Source organism: Blautia sp. XA-2221, assembly GCF_028767025.1.
Classification (GTDB): Bacteria; Bacillota; Clostridia; order Lachnospirales; family Lachnospiraceae; genus Blautia_A.
In genome coordinates this window covers 13,813-33,240 of sequence record NZ_JAJQXX010000014.1, presented here as the reverse complement: position 1 = coordinate 33,240, position 19,428 = coordinate 13,813, and the positions used below count along the sequence as shown (strand labels likewise).

Here is a 19,428-nt window from a genome sequence, read left to right as displayed (position 1 = left end):
ATTTTTTTTGTTATTATCAATTTAGCGTAGAGGAGCAATTTTGTCAAACAAAATTCTGCTGAATCTTTATTTTTTGCAGTAAAAATGGTAAAATAATCATATTACAGATTCTTTTGCAGTGGGAAATCTGATTGTTTTAGATAACGGATATCCTTTTTGGCACAGGAATCGGTCAGGAGGTTGGAGAAAATGAATGGAAAAGCGTATGATTATATGGACTGGCCTGGAATTGAAGCAATCATATATGGAGAGGAAGTATCCCCAAAAGATATTATGGCGCCAAGACTTACTCCGGACGGAGTGCTGCTTCAGGGATTTTTTCCGGATGCGGAAAAGGCGGAGGCAGTGACAGAGAAAAAAGTATACCCTATGGAAAGGGAAGATGAGGCAGGATATTTTGCAGTACTGATCCCGGGCAGAAAGATTCCCTCATATTTGTATCGGGTAACAAAAAACGGAGAGACAAAGGAGTTTGCAGATCCTTATGCCTTTGCAGGACAGCTGACAGAAGAAGAGGAACGGGCTTTTTGTGCAGGCGTTTATTATCACGCCTATAAAAAACTGGGCGCCCATGTGATGAACATAGACGGAACCGAGGGAACCGGCTTTGCCGTTTGGGCTCCAAATGCAGTAAGTGTAAGCGTTGTGGGAGATTTTAACGGCTGGGACGGCAGAGGGCATCTGATGCACAGACGGCCAATGTCAGGTATTTTTGAACTTTTTGTTCCCGGAGTAAAAAAAGGAGATCTTTATAAATATGAGATTAAAATCAGAGGCGGGCAGACAATTCTGAAGGCAGATCCTTATGGAGCCTGCACAGAGATTTTTCCTGCCACAGCATCCATAGTGGCAGAAGCAGGCGGAGGCATTACCTGGACAGATGATTTCTGGATGGCGGAACGAAAAAAATATGCGGACAGAAATCAGCCGATATCTGTTTATGAGACAGATCTTGCCCTTTGGAATGACAGCCGGGAACTTGTTTCTTATGTAAAAAAACTGGGATATACCCATGTGGAACTTCATCCGGTTATGGGATATCTGGATGAGGAGACAGGACCTTATTCCACATTTTCTTACTATGCCCCTGACCGGAGACATGGAATGCCGGAGGACTTTGCCCGTCTGGTCAATGAGCTTCACAGAGAAAATATCGGTGTGATACTGGACTGGACTCCGGCTCATTTTCCACGCCACGGAGAGGGACTGGAATGCTTTGACGGAACGCCTCTTTATGAAGTGCAGGACCCTGCAATGGCAGTTCACCCTATGTGGGACACACTTCTTTATAATTATGAGAGCCCAATGGTGAAAGACTTCCTGATCGCCAATGCTTTTTACTGGACAGAGGTATATCATGTGGACGGCTTCCGTGTGGATGATGTAGATTCTATGCTCTATCTGGATTATGGAAGAGAGGGAGAAAACTGGAAGCCAAATCTTTATGGAACCAATGAGAATCTGGCGGCAGTGGAGTTTCTGAAGCATCTGAATTCCATAATGAAGAAAAAGCATCCGGGTGTGTTGATGATCGCACAGGAGGATGGGCTCTGGCCGGAGCTTACAGATCATGTAGAAAATGATCATATTGGCTTTGACTATAAATGGAATAATAACTGGACCAGTGATTTTATCCATTATCTGGAACTTGATCCTGCTCAGCGCCAGTATGACCATGATCAGCTTACTTTGTCCATGCTTTATGCCTACTGTGAACATTATGTACTGACACTGGGAACAAGAGATGTTGGAGAGATCAGTGGATTTATGGAAAAGCTACCGGGCAACGAGAGTCAGAAGCTTGCCCAGATAAGGGCTGCCTACACCTATCAGATGCTTCATCCGGGAATTAAGATGACTTCTCCGGGCAAAGAACTTTCCCGGGAAATGGAAGCTTTTTTCCATGATCTGAATGAACTGTACTGTTCTCATCCTGCACTGTGGCAGAAGGATCATGAATATGAAGGCTTTGAGTGGATCCAGCTGATGAAATATGAAGAAAATGTACTGGCCTTCATGCGTAAAACAGAAAATCCTCAGGAAACCCTTCTGGCAGTTGTGAACTTTGCGGCAGTGCCTTATGAAAACTACCAGATCGGAGTTCCCTTTAAGGGAAAATACAAAGAAATCTTTAACAGCGACCGTAAAGAGTACGGAGGTCAGGGAATAGGAAATCCAAGAGCAAAATCCAGCAGGCCGGAAGAATGCGATGAGAGAGAAAATTCTCTGAAGCTCCGGATTCCAGCGTTTGGAGCCGTTGTATTATCCTGTACTCTCACAGAAAAAGCGGAAAAGAAACCTCTGAAAAAGCCTGCATCCCGCAAAAGATCAACAGGAACAACAGAAAAGAAATCCTCAAAAAAGCCGGCAGCCTAAAAGAAAAAGTTCTTGCTTTTTTCTGAAAATCTAGTATAATATCATGTGTGTCATGCACAGGCTGGAATAGCTCAGTCGGTAGAGCACTTCACTCGTAATGAAGGGGTCGTGAGTTCGAGTCTCATTTCCAGCTTTTATTATACAGATATCAGTAAGAGATACATATTATTTAAATAAAAAACTGTTCTTTCAGAATATGAGAGAACAGTTTTTTATTTTTAAAAGGAAGCGTCCGGGGCAGAAGTGTTGTTCAGGAAAACGGAAATATTCCGCTTTTGCGGATGGATTTTGGTTTTGCTGCCACTTGCAATAGGCAGAGATTATGGTATGATTAAATATCAGTAAGGTATCTCAGATCATCTGTAAATCTATAGAAAGCGCAAATTTACTATTTTTACCGACTATACATTTATTATACGAGGAGAACTATTATGGATGAAACAGAACAGAGGATCATTGATCTTATAGAAGAGCACAGACAGGAAATCCTGGATTTTGCCCGGGATATCGAAGCACATCCGGAACCTGGGTTTCAGGAAGTCCGCACAGCGAAAAAAACAGCTGAACTTCTGAAAAAATATGGATATGATGTCCGGGAGGAAATTGCTCTGACCGGAGTTCGGGGAGACTGGAGCAGTGAAGAGTGCGCTTCTGATCGGATGTGTGGAACAGGAGAAAACGCTGCGGGAAAAGGTACAGGAAAGTACCCGAATATTTCAGTGATCGGAGAGATGGATGCCATTGGATGCAGGCTTCACCCAAAGGCAGATACAAAAAACGGAACGGCCCATGCCTGTGGCCACCACGCGCAGATGGCTGTTATGGCCGGAGCGGCAATGGTTTTTGCAGATGCTGAGATTCGGAAACAGCTTACAGGTTCTCTGACTTTTTTTGCTGTGCCGGCAGAGGAATATATTGATGCAGATAAAAGGACAGTCCTTCGAAAACAGGGGATCCGTTTTGGTTCCGGAAAAAGCGAAATGATCCGGATGGGGGAATTTGACAACACGGATCTTGTAATGACCACTCATGTGCATATGGTTCCGGTTGAGGAGGATTTTTATCTGGGAAATCCGGCCTGTAACGGTTTTACAGCAGAGAGAGTGACTGTCCGGGGAAAAGCAGCTCATGCAGCCATTGATCCCTGGAACGGAGTCAATGCTTTGAGCATTACTTCAAGCGCCATTCAGATGATGGGTCTGATGCGGGAAACTTTCCGGGAGGAGGATCATGTGCGGCTTCACAATGTGATCAGGAAAGCCGGAGATGTGGTAAACAGTGTACCCGATGAGGCGGTTGTGGAAACGAAGATCAGAGCTTCTTCTCTGGAACGGATTCAGGAAGTACAGGAAATGATCGACCGGGCTTATGATGGAGCCGCCTATGCTTTTGGCGGAAAAATTGAAAGGGAAAGGATTCCCGGGTATATGCCTGTCCGCCAGAGGGCGGCAGATCCGGCGCTGATTCAGGCAGCAGAGGAGCTGGGTGTTTCGTTTCGGACTGTGAAGTCGGGAGATTTTAACAATGCATGTACGGACATGGGAGATCTTACCCAGCTGTTTCCGGTAGTGAACTTTACGTTCCGGGGCTTTGAGGGGCGTCTTCACGGAGAGGATTTCCGGATTACAGACGAAGATAAGGCGTATATCCTTCCGACAAAGCTTATGGCGCTTACCATTTACCGGCTTTTGAGAAATGATGCCCGGGAGGCAAAAAAGATTGCGGATGATTTTACTCCGGTTTTTGACAAAAAACAATATATAGAGTATATTGAAAAGCAAATGTAATGATACAGAGATATGACAGAATATTATGGGGTACAGTGATATGCAAACAGTAACAATATACATAAAAGTACCCCGTATAGAAAATGTGTGGGACAGAAACCGTAAGGAGGCAGTATAAAAAACAGAGATGACAGAAAATTGTTTGGAATTAAAAAATATCAGAAAAGGATTTTCAGATGAGGAGGAAGTTTTAAAGGGTATCAGCCTTGCGATTGGAAAAGGCGAGTTTATTACTCTTCTGGGCTCTTCCGGATGCGGAAAAACAACAACACTCCGTATTATTGCAGGGCTTGAAATGCCGGATGCCGGACAGGTGTTTCTGGATGGAAAGGATGTGACAGCCCTTAATCCGGAGGATCGTGATGTAAATACGGTATTTCAGAATTATGCGCTTTTTCCTCATATGAACGTCGCAGATAACATCGGTTACGGGCTGAAACTGAAAAAAGTTCCCAGGACTGAAATCCGCAGAAGGGTAAAGGAAATGCTGGAGCTGGTGCAGCTTCCGGGCTATGAAAAAAGAAAGCCTTCTGAGCTTTCCGGAGGTCAGAAACAGAGAGTTGCCATTGCCAGAGCGCTGATTAATAATCCCAGTGTGCTTCTTCTGGATGAACCCTTGGGCGCCCTTGACCTTCAGCTGAGACGGGCCATGCAGGCTGAACTGAAAAGGCTTCAGAAAAAGCTTGGGATTACGTTTATTTATATTACTCATGATCAGGAAGAGGCCATTAATATGTCTGATCGGATCGCAGTGATGAATCACGGGACTTTTGAGCAGATCGGAACTCCGGATGAAATCTACAATCACCCCCGTACAAGCTATGTGGCAACCTTTGTGGGAAATGCCAATATCCTGAAAGGGGAAGCAAAGGGTATGGAAAACGGAAATGTGAAAGTCGGCATATCAGGAGGCTGTATTCAGGTTGCTTCTGCGGAAGAAATCCATCCGGGAGAAAAAGTAACTGTGGCAGTTCGGAGCGAAAACATAAGAATTGATGAGGAATGTTCCTGCGGTCTTTCGGCGGTGGTAACGGAAAAAAATTTTGCAGGCGGACTTCTTCGAGTGGTTCTGGAGCTTACAGACGGCACAGAGCTTGTGGCAAGCCGTTATGGAATTGATGCCAGAGTGCAGCAGGGACAAACCGTCAGTGTGTGCTTTGCGCCGGAGGATGCGGTTTTTGTGGACCGTGATACTTTCCGGGAAGGCGGGGAGGCCTGAGGATGAAAGGGACAAAACAAAAAAAGAAAACCACCTCTGTATGGATGATCCTGCCTCTGTATTTTTTTACTCTGGTGTTTGTGGCAGGCCCTCTTATCTATATGGTTGCTCTGAGCTTTGCTCAGCCGGGAAGCGGAACCTCTGTGGAGTGGAACCTGACTTTTGAAAATTACAGAAAGATTCTGGATCCGGTTTATCTTCAGACTTTCCGGGAATCTTTTCAGCTTGCTCTGACCAGTACGGTGATCATATGTCTGGTGGGATATCCTTTCGGGTATTTTATGGCAAAAATGTCTGAAACCTGGAAAAAAAGAGCCATGCTTCTTCTGATGCTGCCGTTCTGGATCAATTCTCTGATCCGCCTTTACGGATGGATCATTATCCTTCAGAATAAGGGTGTACTGAATTACATATTAAAGGGACTGGGCATTATCGACAGGCCTTTAAAGATTCTGTACAGTTATCCGGCTATTGTAGTGGGTATGGTCTATGTACTTCTTCCGTTTATGATCCTTTCCGTATATTCCAGTGCGGAAAAGCTGGACTGGTCTCTTGTGGAGGCAGCCCGTGATCTTGGAGCGGGAAAAATCAAAGCATTCTGGACCGTTTCTTTTAAGCTGACTCTTCCGGGACTTCTGTCAGGAGTGATCCTTACTTTTATTCCGTCTATGGGACTATTCTTTATTGCGGATATTCTGGGAGGAAATAAGATCGTTCTGGTAGGAAGTCTGATCCAGGAGCAGATGACAAGAGGAAACAACTGGCCCTTTGCAGCAGCTCTTGCAGTGGTGCTTATGATCCTCACCTCACTGATGATCGGTCTTTACCGTAAAATAACAAATGTAAAAGAATTGGAGGGAATCGGATGAAAAAAAATACGAAGCTCTCCGGACTGTATCTTGGGATTGTGTTTTTTCTGATGTATCTGCCGGTAGCGGTGGTGATCATTTTTTCTTTTAATGAGTCCAGGCTTCCTGTGCGGTTTACCGGATTTTCCCTGAAGTGGTACCAGGAGCTTTTAAATGACAGAGCCATGATCGAAGCGCTGGGGAACAGTCTGATACTGGGCGTATCAAGCTGTCTTGTTTCCGCAGTGATCGGAACGCTGGGAGCAGTGGGGCTTTCCAGGATACACTGGAAAACAAAGGGAGCGCTGGAGTATATTTCCATTCTGCCTCTGATGATCCCGGAGATTATTCTTGGAATGGTGCTCATGGCATTTTTTTATCTTCTGGATATGCCGTTTGGAATGCTGACCCTTCTTCTGGGACACACGGTTTTTTGTGTACCTTATATTTTAATGCAGGTAAAAGCAAGACTGGCAGGAATGGATCCTTCTCTGGAGGAAGCGGCCCGTGATCTTGGTGCAGGAAGCTTCCGGGCTTTCTGGGACATTACGCTGCCTCTTATTATGCCGGCAGTTATGTCGGGATCGCTTCTGGCATTTGCCATGTCCATGGATGATGTGGTAATCAGTATTTTTGTAAACGGTCCTCGTATCTCAACTCTTCCGGTAAAGGTTTATACGCAGCTGAAAACAGGAGTGACACCGGAGATCAATGCACTTTGTACTCTGATGCTTGCTGCTACTCTGGGAGTTCTGCTTATTTATACATTGGTTGCCAGATTGATAAAAGGAAAAAACAGAACTGCCTGTAAACGGAATGAGCAATAACAAAACAGGCTCTTTTCAACCACATAAAAATAGATTATACTAAAACAGTACAGATTAAAGCTATATATAGGAGGAAAACATGAAAAAATTACTTGTAATGGCATTATGTTCAGCTTTGACAGTAACTTCAGCAGCGGTTCCGGTCAGTGCAGATTCTGATAAGGAATTAGTACTGTTTACCTGGGAAAATATGTTCCCTCAGGAGGTATTGGACGGATTTGAAAAAGAAACAGGCATAAAGGTCATCTATTCCAATTTTGACACAGATGAAACCATGCTGGAAAAGCTTTCCATGGCAAAGGGCGGAGATTACGATATTGTAATTGCAGACGATTACATTCTGGAAAATGTGATTCAGGAAGGACTGGCAGAAAAGCTGGATAAATCAAAACTGTCTGGTTTTGAAAATATCAATCCTCTTTATCAGGGACAGTTCTATGATCCGGAGAATGAATATACAGTTCCCTACGGGGCAGGAATCCCCCTGATCGTTTATGACCCGGAAATGGTTGATATTGATATTAAGGGATATGCAGATCTCTGGGATCCTTCTCTGGAAGACAGCATTGCTCTGGTTGCCAACTACCGTGTGATCAATGGAATCACCAATCTGATGCTTGGAAAGAGCATGAATGAAGAGGATGTAGATTCCATAAAGGAAACAGGCGAAAAGCTTCTGGAGCTTGCTCCCAATGTGCGTCTGATCCAGGACGACAACACACAGAATGCGCTTCTGAACGGAGAGGCAAGCGTTGGCTTCCTTTATACCTCACAGGTAACAGCTGCTCTTGCAGAATATCCGGAGCTTAAAGTGGTTTATCCGGAAGAAGGTCTGGGATTTGGGATAATGGGAATGTTCATTCCAAGTCAGGCCCCTGACAAAGAGGCTGCATACCAGTTTATGGATTACATCCTTCAGCCGGAGATCGCTGCGCAGTGTACAGATTTTATTGGATACTACAGCACAAATAAAGCGGCGGATGAGCTGGTAAATCCGGATCTGGTAGTGCCGGATTCTGTAAAAAAAGGTGATATCGTACAAAACGTAAGCGCAGAAGCAGAAGAGCAGTACAGCAAAAACTGGACAGAATTTAAGGCAGCCTGCGACTGACGGAAATAAGGGGGTTACAGGATGGAAATTTATAAAGGAACAGCAACTTTTTCCGGAATTGCCATCGGTAAAATACTGTATTACAACAGAGGCGAATACCAGATACGGCAGTGCCTGGTAAGCAACATAAAAAAAGAACTGCAGGAATTTTATGCAGCCAGGGCGCAGGCAGTGAAAGAGCTGGAAGAACTTTATGAAAAAAACAGAAGTGTGAATGAACAGGAGGCAAAGGTTCTTCTGGGACAGATCAGGCTTCTGGAATCAGAAAGTTATCAGAAGGCCATTGAAAGCTGTATTTCTCTGGAGAAGGTAAATGCGGCATACGCGATCATGACAAACAGGGATGAGCTTACAGAAACTTTCCGGAATCTGGAGGAACCTGTGGTGCGCCGGCGCATCCAGGATATCCAGGAAATTTCCGCACGGCTGATCCGGCTTCTCGGAGGCTCCTGTACCCGGATCAGTCTGGGAGACGAACCGGTGATCATTGTGGCAGAATCCCTGGCACCTACAGAAATCATGGAGATGGATAAGGAAAAGCTTCTGGCGGTTGTCATGCACCATGGTTCCGCGGTTTCTCATACTTCTATTATGACAAAGACGATGGAGATCCCTACCCTTGTGGACATAGAAGCAGATGCTGAGTGGGACGGTCAGACAGCCATTGTGGACGGTTATACAGGAACCCTGTATCTGAATCCGGATGCAGAGATCAAGAGAGAGTACAGGATCCGTCTGGAAGCGGATAAAAAAGAAAAAGAAGAACTTCTGAAGCTGAAGAACCAGACAGATGAAACAGCAGACGGAAAAAAGATCGGACTTTATGCAAACATTGGGAACATGAGCGATCTGAACAATGTTCTTTTTTACGGAGCAGCGGGGATCGGTCTTCTGCGCAGTGAGTTTCAGTATCTGGGAAGAGAAAATTATCCCAGAGAAAATGAACTTTTCCGTGCATATAAACAGCTTGCAGAAACTATGGGAGATCGGCTCACCGTAATACGTACCTCGGATCTGGGCGCAGATAAACAGGCTTCCTATCTGGATATTCCGGAAGAAACAAATCCCATTATGGGAAATCGGGGAATTCGGCTTTGTCTGGATCGCAGACGTATGTTTAAGGCGCAGCTTCGTGCCATTTACCGGGCCAGCGCCTATGGAAACCTTGCTATCATGTACCCTATGGTTTCTTCAGAAGCTGAAATGGATGAAATTGAAAAAATCATCGGTGAAGTAAAGAACGGGCTGAAAGAAAAAGAAATCCCTTTCAGTGACATACAGACAAGTATTATGATCGAAACCCCGGCTGCGGTGATGATCAGCCGTGAGCTTGCAAAAAGAGTGGATTTTTTAAGTATTGGCACAAATGATCTGACCCAGTACACTCTGGCTATGGACAGACAGAATCCTCTTTTGAAAAATAAATATGACGATCATCATCCTGCCATTCTGCGCATGATACGTATGGTGGTGGACGCTGCTCATGCGGAAGGGAAAAAAGCAGGGATCTGCGGTGAGATTGCAGCGGATACAGAGCTGACAGAAACTTTTCTCCGAATGGGAGTGGATTTTCTGTCTGTTGTTCCGGCCTGTATCCTTCCGGTAAGAAAGGCTCTGAGAGACACGGATCTGAGCGTCGGTGAAAGGTCGGAGGCTGAACCCGGTATTTAAGTAAGAAAGGCAGATCATGAAAAATAAAAGTAAAGTAATTCTTCTTCCCTGTAACTCCTACAGGGAAGAACTTGTTTATGACAATTTAAAAAAGGGATTAAGGCTTCTTGGCGGGCTGGAGTCTCTTGTGAGAAAAAATGAGAAAATCCTTTTAAAGCCAAATCTTCTGAAGAGGGCAGAGGTAGAAAAGGCAGTGATCACTCACCCGGCAGTGGTGGGAATGTTTGGGAAACTTTTAAGGGAAGAAGGCTATGAAAAGGTGATCCTGGCAGATTCCTGCGGACATGGAAATACCACAAAAGTCATTGCCGGAACCGGAATGGACACATATCTTCAGAAGCTTGATATCCCGGCTGTTGATTTTTCGGAGGGTATTCGCACTCCGTATGAGCAAGGTGTTCAGGCAAAAGAATTTATTCTTGGAAAAGAACTTCTGGAAAGTGACTGTGTAATCTCTCTGTGCAAAATGAAAACCCATGCGCTGGAGCGGATCACAGGCGCAGTGAAGAACAGCTATGGATTTATTTATGGTTTACACAAAGCAAAAGGACATACTCTTTTTCCAAGCGCGGACAGTTTTGCGAGAATGCTGATCGATCTGAATCAGTGCGTAAACCCCAGACTTTATATTATGGACGGCATTACAGCCATGGAGGGAAACGGACCGGGATCAGGAGACCCTGTTGATATGAAGGTCATGCTGATGTCCGCAGATCCGGTAGCGCTGGACAGTGTATTCTGCCGTCTGGTGCATCTGAAGCCACAAATGGTTCCGACCTGCTATCATGGAGAAAAAATGGGACTTGGAACCTGGAAGGAAGAGGAAATAGAGCTTCTGACACCGGAAGGTCAGATTTCCATAACAGAGGCTGTGAAAAAATATGGAAATCCGGAATTTAACGTAGACAGAAGAGTAATAAAAGCAGGGATCTGGGAAAAAATGGCAAAAGCGTTGAATCTTTTCCAGAAAAAACCGTACATTGAGGAATCCAGGTGTATCTGCTGCGGAATCTGTGTGAAAAGCTGTCCAGTGCCGGAAAAGGCAGTGGACTTTAAAAACGGAAAAGACTATCCTCCGGTTTATGATTACAAAAAATGCATCCGATGTTTTTGTTGTCAGGAAATGTGCCCGGAAAAGGCAATTAAAGTAAAGTGATATGTATAAGGGGGCGGCCGTCAGGCCGCCCCCTTATACATATATGGAATAAAATTATCCCAGAAGTTTTTTCATTTCCCGTATAAAATTCGGGGTGGTTCCGCAGCAGCCTCCGATGATTCCTGCGCCGTTTTCCACAAGGATCTTCATATGCTTTGCGAAGTCTACGGGGTTCATGCTGTATACGGCATTGCCCTGATCGTCAATAACAGGCATTCCGGCGTTTGGCTTTGCAATGACCGGGATAGAAACTGACTCACGGATATTACGGACAATAGATACAAGCTGATCCGGTCCTACAGAACAGTTGATTCCGACAGCTGCGGCTCCTGCGCTCTCAAAGGCAACAGCAGCTTCTATAGCATTTCCGCCGCTGAAGATACTTCCGTCAGCTTCTACTGTAACGGTACACATAACAGGAAGATCGCAGACAGAATTGGCGGCATCCACTGCGGCCAGAGTTTCTTCAATACTAATCATGGTTTCTGCTACGATCAGATCCACTCCTGCATTTTTCAGGATCGTAATCTGTTCTTTATACATTTCAAAGGCATCTTCGTAGGTATATTCACCGTCAGCAGTGACAAACTGTCCGGAAGTGGTAATGTCACCTGCCACAAGAGCTTTGTTTCCGGCAATTTCTCTGGAGTAACCAACCAGGGTACTGTTGATCTCCTGAATTTTATTTTCCAGTCCGTGCTGTTTCAGATTCAGCCGGTTTCCTCCGAAAGTGGGGGCGTAAATAATCTGGCTTCCTGCTTCGATATAAGATTTCTGGAGATTCTGTATCACATCTTTGTGTTCGATTACCCAACGCTCTGTGCAGATGCCTCGGGGCATTCCCTGAGCCATAAGATTGGAACCGGTGGCTCCGTCAAGAAAAAGAATATTTTCTGTTAATTTCTGAAATTCCTGTTTTGTCATAATAGCTGCCTCCTCTGTGATTTTGATTATAAGCAGCCCGTATGCAAGCTCCGCATATCCTGCGAAAAGGTGCTTATGTTTTAATGACATAACTGTAATTGTATTTCTGTGTCATTATAGCATTTTCCGGCGTCTGTGACTACAAAAATATAGAAAAATGTTCTGTCCGGAAAAATTCCAAATACAATATAATAAAGCCTTTTTACACAGAAAAATACCAGGGGGTGGGAGAGTGCTATGAATTTATTTGATTTTACCTATTGTGGGAATTATAACAGGCATATTCAGAATCTTTCCAGAATGGTTCCTGAAAAGTGGAGTTTTGGCGAGAATGAAGACAGAGGGATCCTGAAAGGTTATCTGGAGCATACGTTTCAAAGAGTGTATGAGGAGGGGAAGGTACTGGAAGAAGACTGCTATGCGATTTTTAACACAGGTCTTTTTAATTATTATTATCAGCCGGTGTATGCGTTTTTTGTGAAAAATCTGGTTCCGGACCGTCAGAAGTGGTTTCTGGAAGGGTTTTACACAGAATATTATTTATTAAAATCAGGAATCGTCAGTCTTCCGGAGAGGGCGGAATATGTAAAAAATCCTGCGGATCTTGTGTTTGATTCACGTTTGGAGATCATCCCTCAGTATGAGCATATTTTTGGAGATGAGGAAAATATTCAGAGACTTCCGGAAAATGTCAGGACAAGCAGGATGAAAGTACAGCTTTTTGACGGAGCTTTGCGTCAGGCCCGGCATATGCTGGAGGCTGATTACCGGACAGCAGTGCCCCAATATTACGATCACGGGATCCAGCTTTTGATTCCTGTCTGCCTTCAGAATCCGGGAAAGGCGGATCTGGCTCTTGCCTGTGTAAAAACATCAGATGGAAAAAAGTATCTGGGCAGGACGTGTCTGACAATTAAGATGGCTTATCATAATGCAAGACTTCTCGCCAGACTTGACAGCAGCTGGCTGCATCCCTGATATATGGAAGAAATGAAATTCTGCTAATTTTAAAAATCGTGTAAAAGCTATTGAAATCCCCCTGTTTTTGTGATATACAGGTAGAGTTGCCCTGTATTATGGAAACAGGGGGATTTTTTAGGGAGGAAAGGTCATGAGCAATAAATTGATTGATTTTATGAATATCTCAAAGACGTATGGGATGCAGACCGTTCTGGATGATTTTAACCTTTACATAAGAGAAAATGAATTCCTGACACTTCTGGGACCCAGCGGCTGTGGAAAAACAACCACTCTCCGTATTCTGGGAGGGTTTGAAACACCCGATGCAGGACGTGTGATCTTTGACGGAAAGGACATTACGGATCTGCCGCCAAATAAGAGACAGCTGAATACAGTATTCCAGAAATATGCGCTTTTTACCCATATGACTATTGCGGATAACATTGCTTTTGGACTGAAGATCAAAAATAAAAGCAAACAGTATATTCATGATAAAATAAAATATGCATTAAAGCTGGTGAATCTGGACGGATTTGAAAACCGTATGCCGGATTCTTTAAGCGGTGGGCAGCAGCAGAGGATCGCCATTGCCCGTGCCATTGTAAATGAACCAAAGGTTCTTCTTCTGGACGAGCCGCTGGGGGCCCTTGATCTAAAACTGCGCCAGGATATGCAGTATGAGCTGATCCGTCTGAAAAATGAGCTGGGTATTACCTTTTTGTATGTAACGCATGATCAGGAGGAGGCTCTTACCATGTCTGACACGATTGTGGTAATGAATCAGGGTTATATTCAGCAGATCGGAACGCCGGAAAAAATATATAATGAGCCGGAAAATGCGTTTGTTGCGGACTTTATCGGGGAAAGCAATATTATTCCGGCTACTATGGTGGAAGACCGTCTGGTTAAGATCCTGGGTGTAAATTTTGCCTGTGTGGACGAGGGGTTCGGACAGAACAAGCCGGTTGATGTTGTGATACGTCCTGAGGATATTGACCTGCTGAAGCCGGGGCAGGGAAGTATGGACGGTGTTGTGACGCACCTGATCTTCAAGGGTGTTCATTACGAGATGGAAGTCATGGCAAATAATTATGAATGGCTGGTCCACAGTACAGATATGTTTCCTGTGGGAACAGAGGTCAGCATTCATGTAGATCCTTTTGATATCCAGATAATGAAAAAACCGGAATCTGAGGATGAGGAGGCGGTAAACATTGAAGAATAAGCGTCTTCTGGCAGGTCCATATCTTTTCTGGTCCGTGTCCTTTGTTGTGATCCCCCTTCTGGTGATTGTCTATTATGCGTTTACCACAGATAAGGGTGGATTTACCTTTGCCAATCTGGCGCAGATCACCACGCCGGAAAATCTGAAGGCACTGGGGATTTCTGTGCTTTTGTCTCTGGTAAGCACTCTGATCTGTCTGGTGCTGGCTTACCCTCTGGCAATGATATTAAGCCAGAAGCAGGTCAGTCAGACAAGTTTTATCGTATTGATTTTTATTCTGCCCATGTGGATGAATTTCCTTTTAAGAACCATGGCATGGCAGACGCTTCTGGAAAAGAACGGTGTTATAAACAGTATCCTGAGTTTTTTTCATCTGCCGGCTTTGGAGATTATCAATACACCTTATGCCATTGTTCTTGGAATGGTATACAATTTCCTGCCTTTTATGGTACTGCCGATTTACAATGTGCTGATTAAAATTGATTCCAATGTGCTGAATGCGGCAAGGGATCTGGGGGCAAATCCCGTACAGACTTTTGTAAAAGTAACGTTTCCTTTAAGTATTCCAGGTGTGATCAGCGGAATTACCATGGTGTTTGTGCCTGCGCTTACAACCTTTGTGATTTCTGACCTTCTGGGAGGCGGAAAGATTCTTCTCATCGGAAATGTGATCGAGCAGTCCTTTAAGCAGAACAGCAACTGGCATGTGGGAAGTGGACTTTCTCTTGTACTGATGGTATTTATTATTGCCAGCATGGCTCTTGTTGCAAAATATGACAAAGGAGAAGGAGGTACGGCATTTTGATAAAAAAATCTTTGCAGAAGCTGTATCTGGCTCTGATTTTTATAATACTTTACGCTCCTATTGTCACCTTGATCGTTTTGTCTTTTAATCAGTCAAAAACAAGGTCAAAATGGGGCGGATTCACCCTGAAATGGTATAAGGAGCTGTTTCAGAATGAACAGATCATGAGTGCATTTTACACTACACTGGTCATTGCCTTTCTTTCTGCGGCAGTAGCAACCGTTATAGGAACCGCCGCAGCCATTGCCATCCAGGGAATGAAAAACAGATGGCGTACTCTTTATATGGGAGTAACAAATATTCCGATGATGAATGCGGAAATTGTAATGGGCGTGTCTTTGATGCTGCTTTTTATCGCCTGTCGTATGACTTTAGGATTTGGAACGATCCTGATCGCTCATATTACTTTTAATATTCCGTATGTGATACTCAGTGTGGCGCCCAAGCTGAAGCAGACAAATCGTCATGTATATGAGGCGGCTCTGGATCTGGGAGCCTCTCCTCTGAATGCTTTTTTTAAGGTGGTATTCCCGGACATTATACCTGGGGTGCTGTCCGGATTTATGCTGGCATTTACCATGTCTCTGGATGATTTTGTAATCACCCACTTTACAAAAGGACCGGGAATAGATACCCTTTCCACAAAAATCTACACAGAAGTGCGAAAGGGGATCAAACCGGAAATTTATGCATTGTCCACCATTATGTTTGTGACAGTCCTTGTGCTTCTGATTCTGATCAATTATTCTCCGGAAGAAAAAGAGGAGAGCAGAAAAAAACGGGTGAAAAAGCCGTCAAAAGTAAAGAAAGTTCTTTTTCGCCGTGTGATCCCGGCAGTGATCTGCGCAGTTTTTGTGTTTGGAGGCTTTTATTATGCCCGGGAAACCAATATGATGAATTCCGAAAAAGTGGTTGTTTACAACTGGGGAGAATACCTTGATCCAGAGGTTCTTACCATGTTTGAGGAAGAAACGGGAATTGATGTTGTGTATGAGGAATTTGAAACAAACGAGATTCTTTATCCCAAGATCAGCTCCGGTGCCATTGCCTATGATGTGATCTGTCCAAGTGATTACATGATCCAGAGGATGATAGAAAATGATCTCCTTGCGGAAATCAATTTTGACAACATTCCCAATATTAAAAATATTGGAAAAGATTATATGGAACAGTCCAGACAGTTTGATCCGGAAAATAAATATTCCGTTCCATACTGCTGGGGAACCGTAGGCATTCTTTACAACAAAACTATGGTAGAGGAACCGATAACAAGCTGGTCTGTTTTGTGGGATGAAAAATACAAAGATAATATCCTTATGCAGGACTCTGTAAGGGATGCTTTTGGGGTGACCTTGAAGTATCTGGGGTATTCTCTGAATTCCACAGATCTTGATGAACTGACTGAGGCAAGAGATCTTCTGATCAAACAGAAACCTCTGGTACAGGCCTATGTGATCGACCAGGTTCGCGATAAGATGATCGGAAATGAGGCTGCTATCGGTGTGATTTATTCCGGAGAGGCCATTTACACTCAAAAGGAAAATCCTGATCTGGAATATGTGATTCCGGAAGAGGGAAGCAATATCTGGATCGATTCCTGGGTGATTCCGAAAAATGCAGAAAACAAGGAGAATGCAGAAAAATTCATTAATTTCCTTTGCAGACCGGAGATTGCCCTGATGAATTTTGAGTATATTACATATTCCACACCGAATACAGAAGCCAGGAAGATGATCGAGGATGAAGCAATCCGAAACAGTGAGATTGCGTTCCCGAACCTTTCAAAATATGACAATCTGGAAACTTTCCAGTATCTTGGAACTGAGGCAGACCAGACCTATGGCGAGCTGTGGAACCAGGTAAAATCCCATTGATGTAAGAAAAACTGTACACTCAGAGCAAAGCGGACTTATTCGCTTTGAAATCACTAAGTCCCTGAGGGACATGCTCCGCGTTATGCGCCAGATGGCAGACTGCTGCAGGCAGTCATATTCCTAATGCATCTGGCTGCATCCTTGCGGAGCCTTTTTTGTTACCAGGATAGGAGCTTGCTATCTTTGTTTCATATATCGTTTTTCAATCAGATTCAGGATGCTGTAAAGCCCCATTGCAATGATGCATAGTACAAGGATTGCCATCAGAACCGTAGTCAGCTTAAAGGTCTGGCTGGAATAAATGATCAGATAGCCAAGTCCCTGTCTGGCTCCGATAAATTCTCCGATGATGACGCCTACAAGACAAAGTCCGATGTTGACTTTCATAACACTCAGGATCAGAGGAACGGAGGAGGGCAGGACAATCTTTATCAGTTCATCCTTTTTTGTCCCTCCAAGGGTGGCGATCAGCTTTCGTTTATCCGGATCTACGTCCTGAAATCCTGTATAGAGATTAATTACGGAGCCAAAAATTGCCACAGACATACCTGCCACGATAATGGTTCTGACATTTGCGCCAAGCCATACGATCAAAAGAGGCGCAAGGGCAGACTTTGGCAGACTGTTCAGCACCACAAGGTAGGGTTCCAGAATTTTTGCAAGTTTCGGAAACAGCCATAGAAGGATGGCAATTCCAATTCCAAGGATCACCACAAAAAAGAAACTTACCAGAGTTTCCGTAAGAGTGATCCCGATATGAGTAAAAAGAGACTGGCTTCTGCACATATCCAGGAAATTTAATGCTATGGCAGAGGGACTGCTGAAAATAAAAGAGTCGATCCACCCGACACGGGCAGAGATTTCCCACAGAACAAGAAAACCTGCAAAAAGAGCCAGTCTGGAAATATTAACAAAATACTTTTCCCGCTTCAGTCGGGACAGATATTTTGTCTGGGCAGAGGAAAGGTCAGGCATATTGATTCAGCTCCTTCCAGATCAGATTAAAATAAGATTTGAAATCCGGTGCATTTCGCGAGGAAAGAGGCGTGCGGTTTTCAATATCAAGGTCAATGGAAATAATTTTTGCTACCGATGCAGGGCGTTTTGTCAGTATGATCACCCGGTCTGCCATGCTGATCGCTTCTGAAATATCGTGAGTGACCAGTATGGCAGGCTTGTTTTCTTTTTTCAGGATTTTCCCTATGTCGTCACTGACATTCAGCCGCGTCTGGTAATCCAGGGCAGAAAACGGCTCGTCAAGAAGGAGAAGCTCAGGTTTCAGAGCGAGGGTTCGGATCAGAGCCGCTCGCTGACGCATTCCCCCGGATAACTGAGAGGGACGGGCGGAGCGGAATTTGTCCAAACCATAGGTGCGGAGCATTTTTTCGATACAGGACAGCTTATCCGGGGTAAGTTCCCGGCGTACTTCCAGTCCCAGAAGTATATTTTTGTAAATCGTTCGCCATTCCAGAAGGTGATCTTTCTGAAGCATGTATCCCATCCGGGGGTCACCACGGGAAACAGATGTGCCGTTCATGAGAACAGAGCCCTGCTCAGGTTCCAGAAGTCCGCAGATAATATTGAGCAGTGTGGATTTTCCGCAGCCGGAAGGCCCCACAACAGCGAGAAATTCTCCTGGCATCAGATCAAAGGATATATGAGAAAGGGCGGCAGTTTCCCCGGAAGGCGTATGGTAGGAAAGAGAAATATCTCTTACTTCCAGAAGTGGTTTCATGAAAATACCTCCATATTTATAGATACAGCAGTTCAGATGAAATCTGAAAATGCTATATGTTATGATATGCGTGCCGGGAATCTTGTGTACAGAGATATTCCGGAAGTAGCTCTTTATGTTGACGCTGACGGCAAAAAGGGCTAAAATATGACCCATGAGCAAGTGGAAGATAAACGGAAAAACAGAAATTCTTTAACGGCGGGCAATAGGATTGTCTGCGGAAAATCTGACTGATATATAAGGAGTAAAGAAGCTTACATGAACAATAGAAATTATCAGAGAGAGCTGGATGCTCTGATCACCGGTTTTGAAAAAGAAAACAAAGTGCCACGACTGTTTCTTCACAGCTGCTGCGCACCCTGTTCCAGCTATGTACTGGAATATCTTTCCAAATATTTTGAAATTACAGTGTTTTTTTACAATCCAAATATTTCACCTAAAGAAGAATACGAAAAAAGGGTGGAGGAGATACGTCGTATGATCGGGGAGATGCAGTTTATCCACCCGGTGAAGCTGGTTGAGGGAATCTATGATCCACAGAGCTTTTTTCAGATGGCAAAGGGGCTGGAGCAGATTCCAGAGGGCGGCGAGCGATGCTTTCGCTGTTATCGTCTCCGCATGGAGGAGGCGGCGAAGCTGGCAAAGGAAGGCGGATATGATTATTTTACAACTACTCTGTCCATTAGCCCTCTGAAAAATGCGCCTAAAATAAATGAAATCGGTGAAGAGCTGGCAGATATTTATGGAGTGGAGCATCTTCCTTCGGATTTTAAGAAAAAAAACGGTTATAAACGTTCTGTTGAACTGTCCGTAGAGCATCATCTGTACCGTCAGGATTACTGTGGCTGCGTTTTTTCAAAAAGAGATAGAAATGAATAAATATACAAAAAATATTCTTTTTGTTTGATTT

At 44.3% G+C, this 19,428-nt stretch carries 16 protein-coding genes and 1 tRNA gene; 14 read left to right on the top strand and 3 right to left on the bottom strand.

The features are described from left to right. Positions 1–189: 189 nt before the first annotated feature. The 9 genes from glgB to LU279_RS11315 all read left to right on the top strand — a co-directional run bounded on the left by glgB (position 190) and on the right by LU279_RS11315 (position 10,995). Positions 190–2,376, top strand: a complete 2,187-nt coding sequence (glgB, locus tag LU279_RS11355) for a 1,4-alpha-glucan branching enzyme (RefSeq protein WP_274422617.1) — start codon at positions 190–192, stop codon at positions 2,374–2,376. 60 nt (positions 2,377–2,436) lie between these two features. Continuing rightward, a tRNA-Thr gene (locus LU279_RS11350) sits at positions 2,437–2,509 on the top strand. A 298-nt stretch (positions 2,510–2,807) separates the two neighbouring features. Then, positions 2,808–4,163: an amidohydrolase gene (locus LU279_RS11345; RefSeq protein ID WP_274422616.1), complete on the top strand. Its 1,356-nt coding sequence runs from the start codon at positions 2,808–2,810 to the stop codon at positions 4,161–4,163. A 127-nt stretch (positions 4,164–4,290) separates the two neighbouring features. Next, complete coding sequence (locus tag LU279_RS11340; protein ID WP_274422615.1) at positions 4,291–5,382, top strand: ABC transporter ATP-binding protein; 1,092 nt, start codon at positions 4,291–4,293, stop codon at positions 5,380–5,382. A gap of 2 nt (positions 5,383–5,384) precedes the next feature. Then, positions 5,385–6,251 (top strand): ABC transporter permease, encoded by an 867-nt coding sequence (locus LU279_RS11335; RefSeq protein WP_274422614.1) that lies wholly within the window; start codon positions 5,385–5,387, stop codon positions 6,249–6,251. Then, complete coding sequence (locus LU279_RS11330) at positions 6,248–7,057, top strand: ABC transporter permease (RefSeq protein WP_274422613.1); 810 nt, start codon at positions 6,248–6,250, stop codon at positions 7,055–7,057. Before LU279_RS11335 ends, LU279_RS11330 begins: the two co-directional genes overlap by 4 nt. Positions 7,058–7,136: 79 nt before the next feature. Continuing rightward, positions 7,137–8,168, top strand: coding sequence for a polyamine ABC transporter substrate-binding protein (locus LU279_RS11325; RefSeq protein WP_274422612.1), 1,032 nt, complete (start codon positions 7,137–7,139; stop codon positions 8,166–8,168). A 21-nt stretch (positions 8,169–8,189) separates the two neighbouring features. Next, positions 8,190–9,839, top strand: coding sequence for a phosphoenolpyruvate--protein phosphotransferase (ptsP, locus tag LU279_RS11320; protein ID WP_274422611.1), 1,650 nt, complete (start codon positions 8,190–8,192; stop codon positions 9,837–9,839). Between the two features lie 16 nt (positions 9,840–9,855). Further along, positions 9,856–10,995 carry a DUF362 domain-containing protein gene (locus LU279_RS11315; protein ID WP_274422610.1) on the top strand — a complete coding sequence of 380 codons (1,140 nt, stop codon included), beginning with the start codon at positions 9,856–9,858 and terminating at the stop codon, positions 10,993–10,995. A gap of 54 nt (positions 10,996–11,049) precedes the next feature. Here the strand turns inward: LU279_RS11315 and LU279_RS11310 are convergent, their stop codons facing one another. Then, positions 11,050–11,919, bottom strand: a complete 870-nt coding sequence (locus LU279_RS11310) for a homocysteine S-methyltransferase family protein (protein WP_274422609.1) — start codon at positions 11,917–11,919, stop codon at positions 11,050–11,052. A gap of 237 nt (positions 11,920–12,156) precedes the next feature. Between LU279_RS11310 and LU279_RS11305 the strand changes: the two genes are divergently transcribed. The 4 genes from LU279_RS11305 (at position 12,157) to LU279_RS11290 (ending at position 16,783) form a co-directional block, all read left to right on the top strand. After that, entirely contained in the window at positions 12,157–12,897 is a 741-nt protein-coding gene (locus LU279_RS11305; protein ID WP_274422608.1) for a DUF3825 domain-containing protein, read from the top strand. Between the two features lie 133 nt (positions 12,898–13,030). After that, positions 13,031–14,104: an ABC transporter ATP-binding protein gene (locus LU279_RS11300; protein ID WP_274422606.1), complete on the top strand. Its 1,074-nt coding sequence runs from the start codon at positions 13,031–13,033 to the stop codon at positions 14,102–14,104. Then, positions 14,094–14,909, top strand: a complete 816-nt coding sequence (locus tag LU279_RS11295) for an ABC transporter permease (protein ID WP_274422605.1) — start codon at positions 14,094–14,096, stop codon at positions 14,907–14,909. The genes LU279_RS11300 and LU279_RS11295 overlap by 11 nt, the downstream gene beginning before the upstream one ends. Next, positions 14,906–16,783 carry an extracellular solute-binding protein gene (locus LU279_RS11290; RefSeq protein WP_274422604.1) on the top strand — a complete coding sequence of 626 codons (1,878 nt, stop codon included), beginning with the start codon at positions 14,906–14,908 and terminating at the stop codon, positions 16,781–16,783. Before LU279_RS11295 ends, LU279_RS11290 begins: the two co-directional genes overlap by 4 nt. A gap of 177 nt (positions 16,784–16,960) precedes the next feature. On the opposite strand, the gene LU279_RS11285 is transcribed toward LU279_RS11290, so the two are convergent. Together LU279_RS11285 and LU279_RS11280 are read right to left on the bottom strand one after the other, a co-directional pair. Beyond that, positions 16,961–17,758 carry an ABC transporter permease gene (locus tag LU279_RS11285; protein WP_274422602.1) on the bottom strand — a complete coding sequence of 266 codons (798 nt, stop codon included), beginning with the start codon at positions 17,756–17,758 and terminating at the stop codon, positions 16,961–16,963. Continuing rightward, complete coding sequence (locus LU279_RS11280) at positions 17,751–18,518, bottom strand: ABC transporter ATP-binding protein (RefSeq protein WP_274422601.1); 768 nt, start codon at positions 18,516–18,518, stop codon at positions 17,751–17,753. Before LU279_RS11280 ends, LU279_RS11285 begins: the two co-directional genes overlap by 8 nt. Positions 18,519–18,776: 258 nt before the next feature. Here LU279_RS11280 and LU279_RS11275 point away from each other — a divergent pair, with 258 nt between their 5' ends. Continuing rightward, a complete protein-coding gene (locus LU279_RS11275) occupies positions 18,777–19,397 on the top strand; it encodes an epoxyqueuosine reductase QueH (RefSeq protein WP_274422600.1) in 621 nt (206 codons plus the stop codon). Positions 19,398–19,428 lie beyond the last annotated feature (31 nt).

Excerpts from the sequence above, each read along its gene's own strand:
- LU279_RS11335 (WP_274422614.1), top strand. The coding sequence starts at position 5,385 with ATGAAAGGGACAAAACAAAAAAAGAAAACCACCTCTGTATGGATGATC.
- LU279_RS11275 (WP_274422600.1), top strand. The coding sequence starts at position 18,777 with ATGAACAATAGAAATTATCAGAGAGAGCTGGATGCTCTGATCACCGGT.
- LU279_RS11330 (WP_274422613.1), top strand. The coding sequence starts at position 6,248 with ATGAAAAAAAATACGAAGCTCTCCGGACTGTATCTTGGGATTGTGTTT.
- glgB (WP_274422617.1), top strand. The coding sequence starts at position 190 with ATGAATGGAAAAGCGTATGATTATATGGACTGGCCTGGAATTGAAGCA.
- LU279_RS11315 (WP_274422610.1), top strand. The coding sequence starts at position 9,856 with ATGAAAAATAAAAGTAAAGTAATTCTTCTTCCCTGTAACTCCTACAGG.
- LU279_RS11340 (WP_274422615.1), top strand. The coding sequence starts at position 4,291 with ATGACAGAAAATTGTTTGGAATTAAAAAATATCAGAAAAGGATTTTCA.
- LU279_RS11285 (WP_274422602.1), bottom strand. The coding sequence starts at position 17,758 with ATGCCTGACCTTTCCTCTGCCCAGACAAAATATCTGTCCCGACTGAAG.
- LU279_RS11325 (WP_274422612.1), top strand. The coding sequence starts at position 7,137 with ATGAAAAAATTACTTGTAATGGCATTATGTTCAGCTTTGACAGTAACT.
- LU279_RS11310 (WP_274422609.1), bottom strand. The coding sequence starts at position 11,919 with ATGACAAAACAGGAATTTCAGAAATTAACAGAAAATATTCTTTTTCTT.
- ptsP (WP_274422611.1), top strand. The coding sequence starts at position 8,190 with ATGGAAATTTATAAAGGAACAGCAACTTTTTCCGGAATTGCCATCGGT.
- LU279_RS11305 (WP_274422608.1), top strand. The coding sequence starts at position 12,157 with ATGAATTTATTTGATTTTACCTATTGTGGGAATTATAACAGGCATATT.
- LU279_RS11280 (WP_274422601.1), bottom strand. The coding sequence starts at position 18,518 with ATGAAACCACTTCTGGAAGTAAGAGATATTTCTCTTTCCTACCATACG.
- LU279_RS11345 (WP_274422616.1), top strand. The coding sequence starts at position 2,808 with ATGGATGAAACAGAACAGAGGATCATTGATCTTATAGAAGAGCACAGA.
- LU279_RS11300 (WP_274422606.1), top strand. The coding sequence starts at position 13,031 with ATGAGCAATAAATTGATTGATTTTATGAATATCTCAAAGACGTATGGG.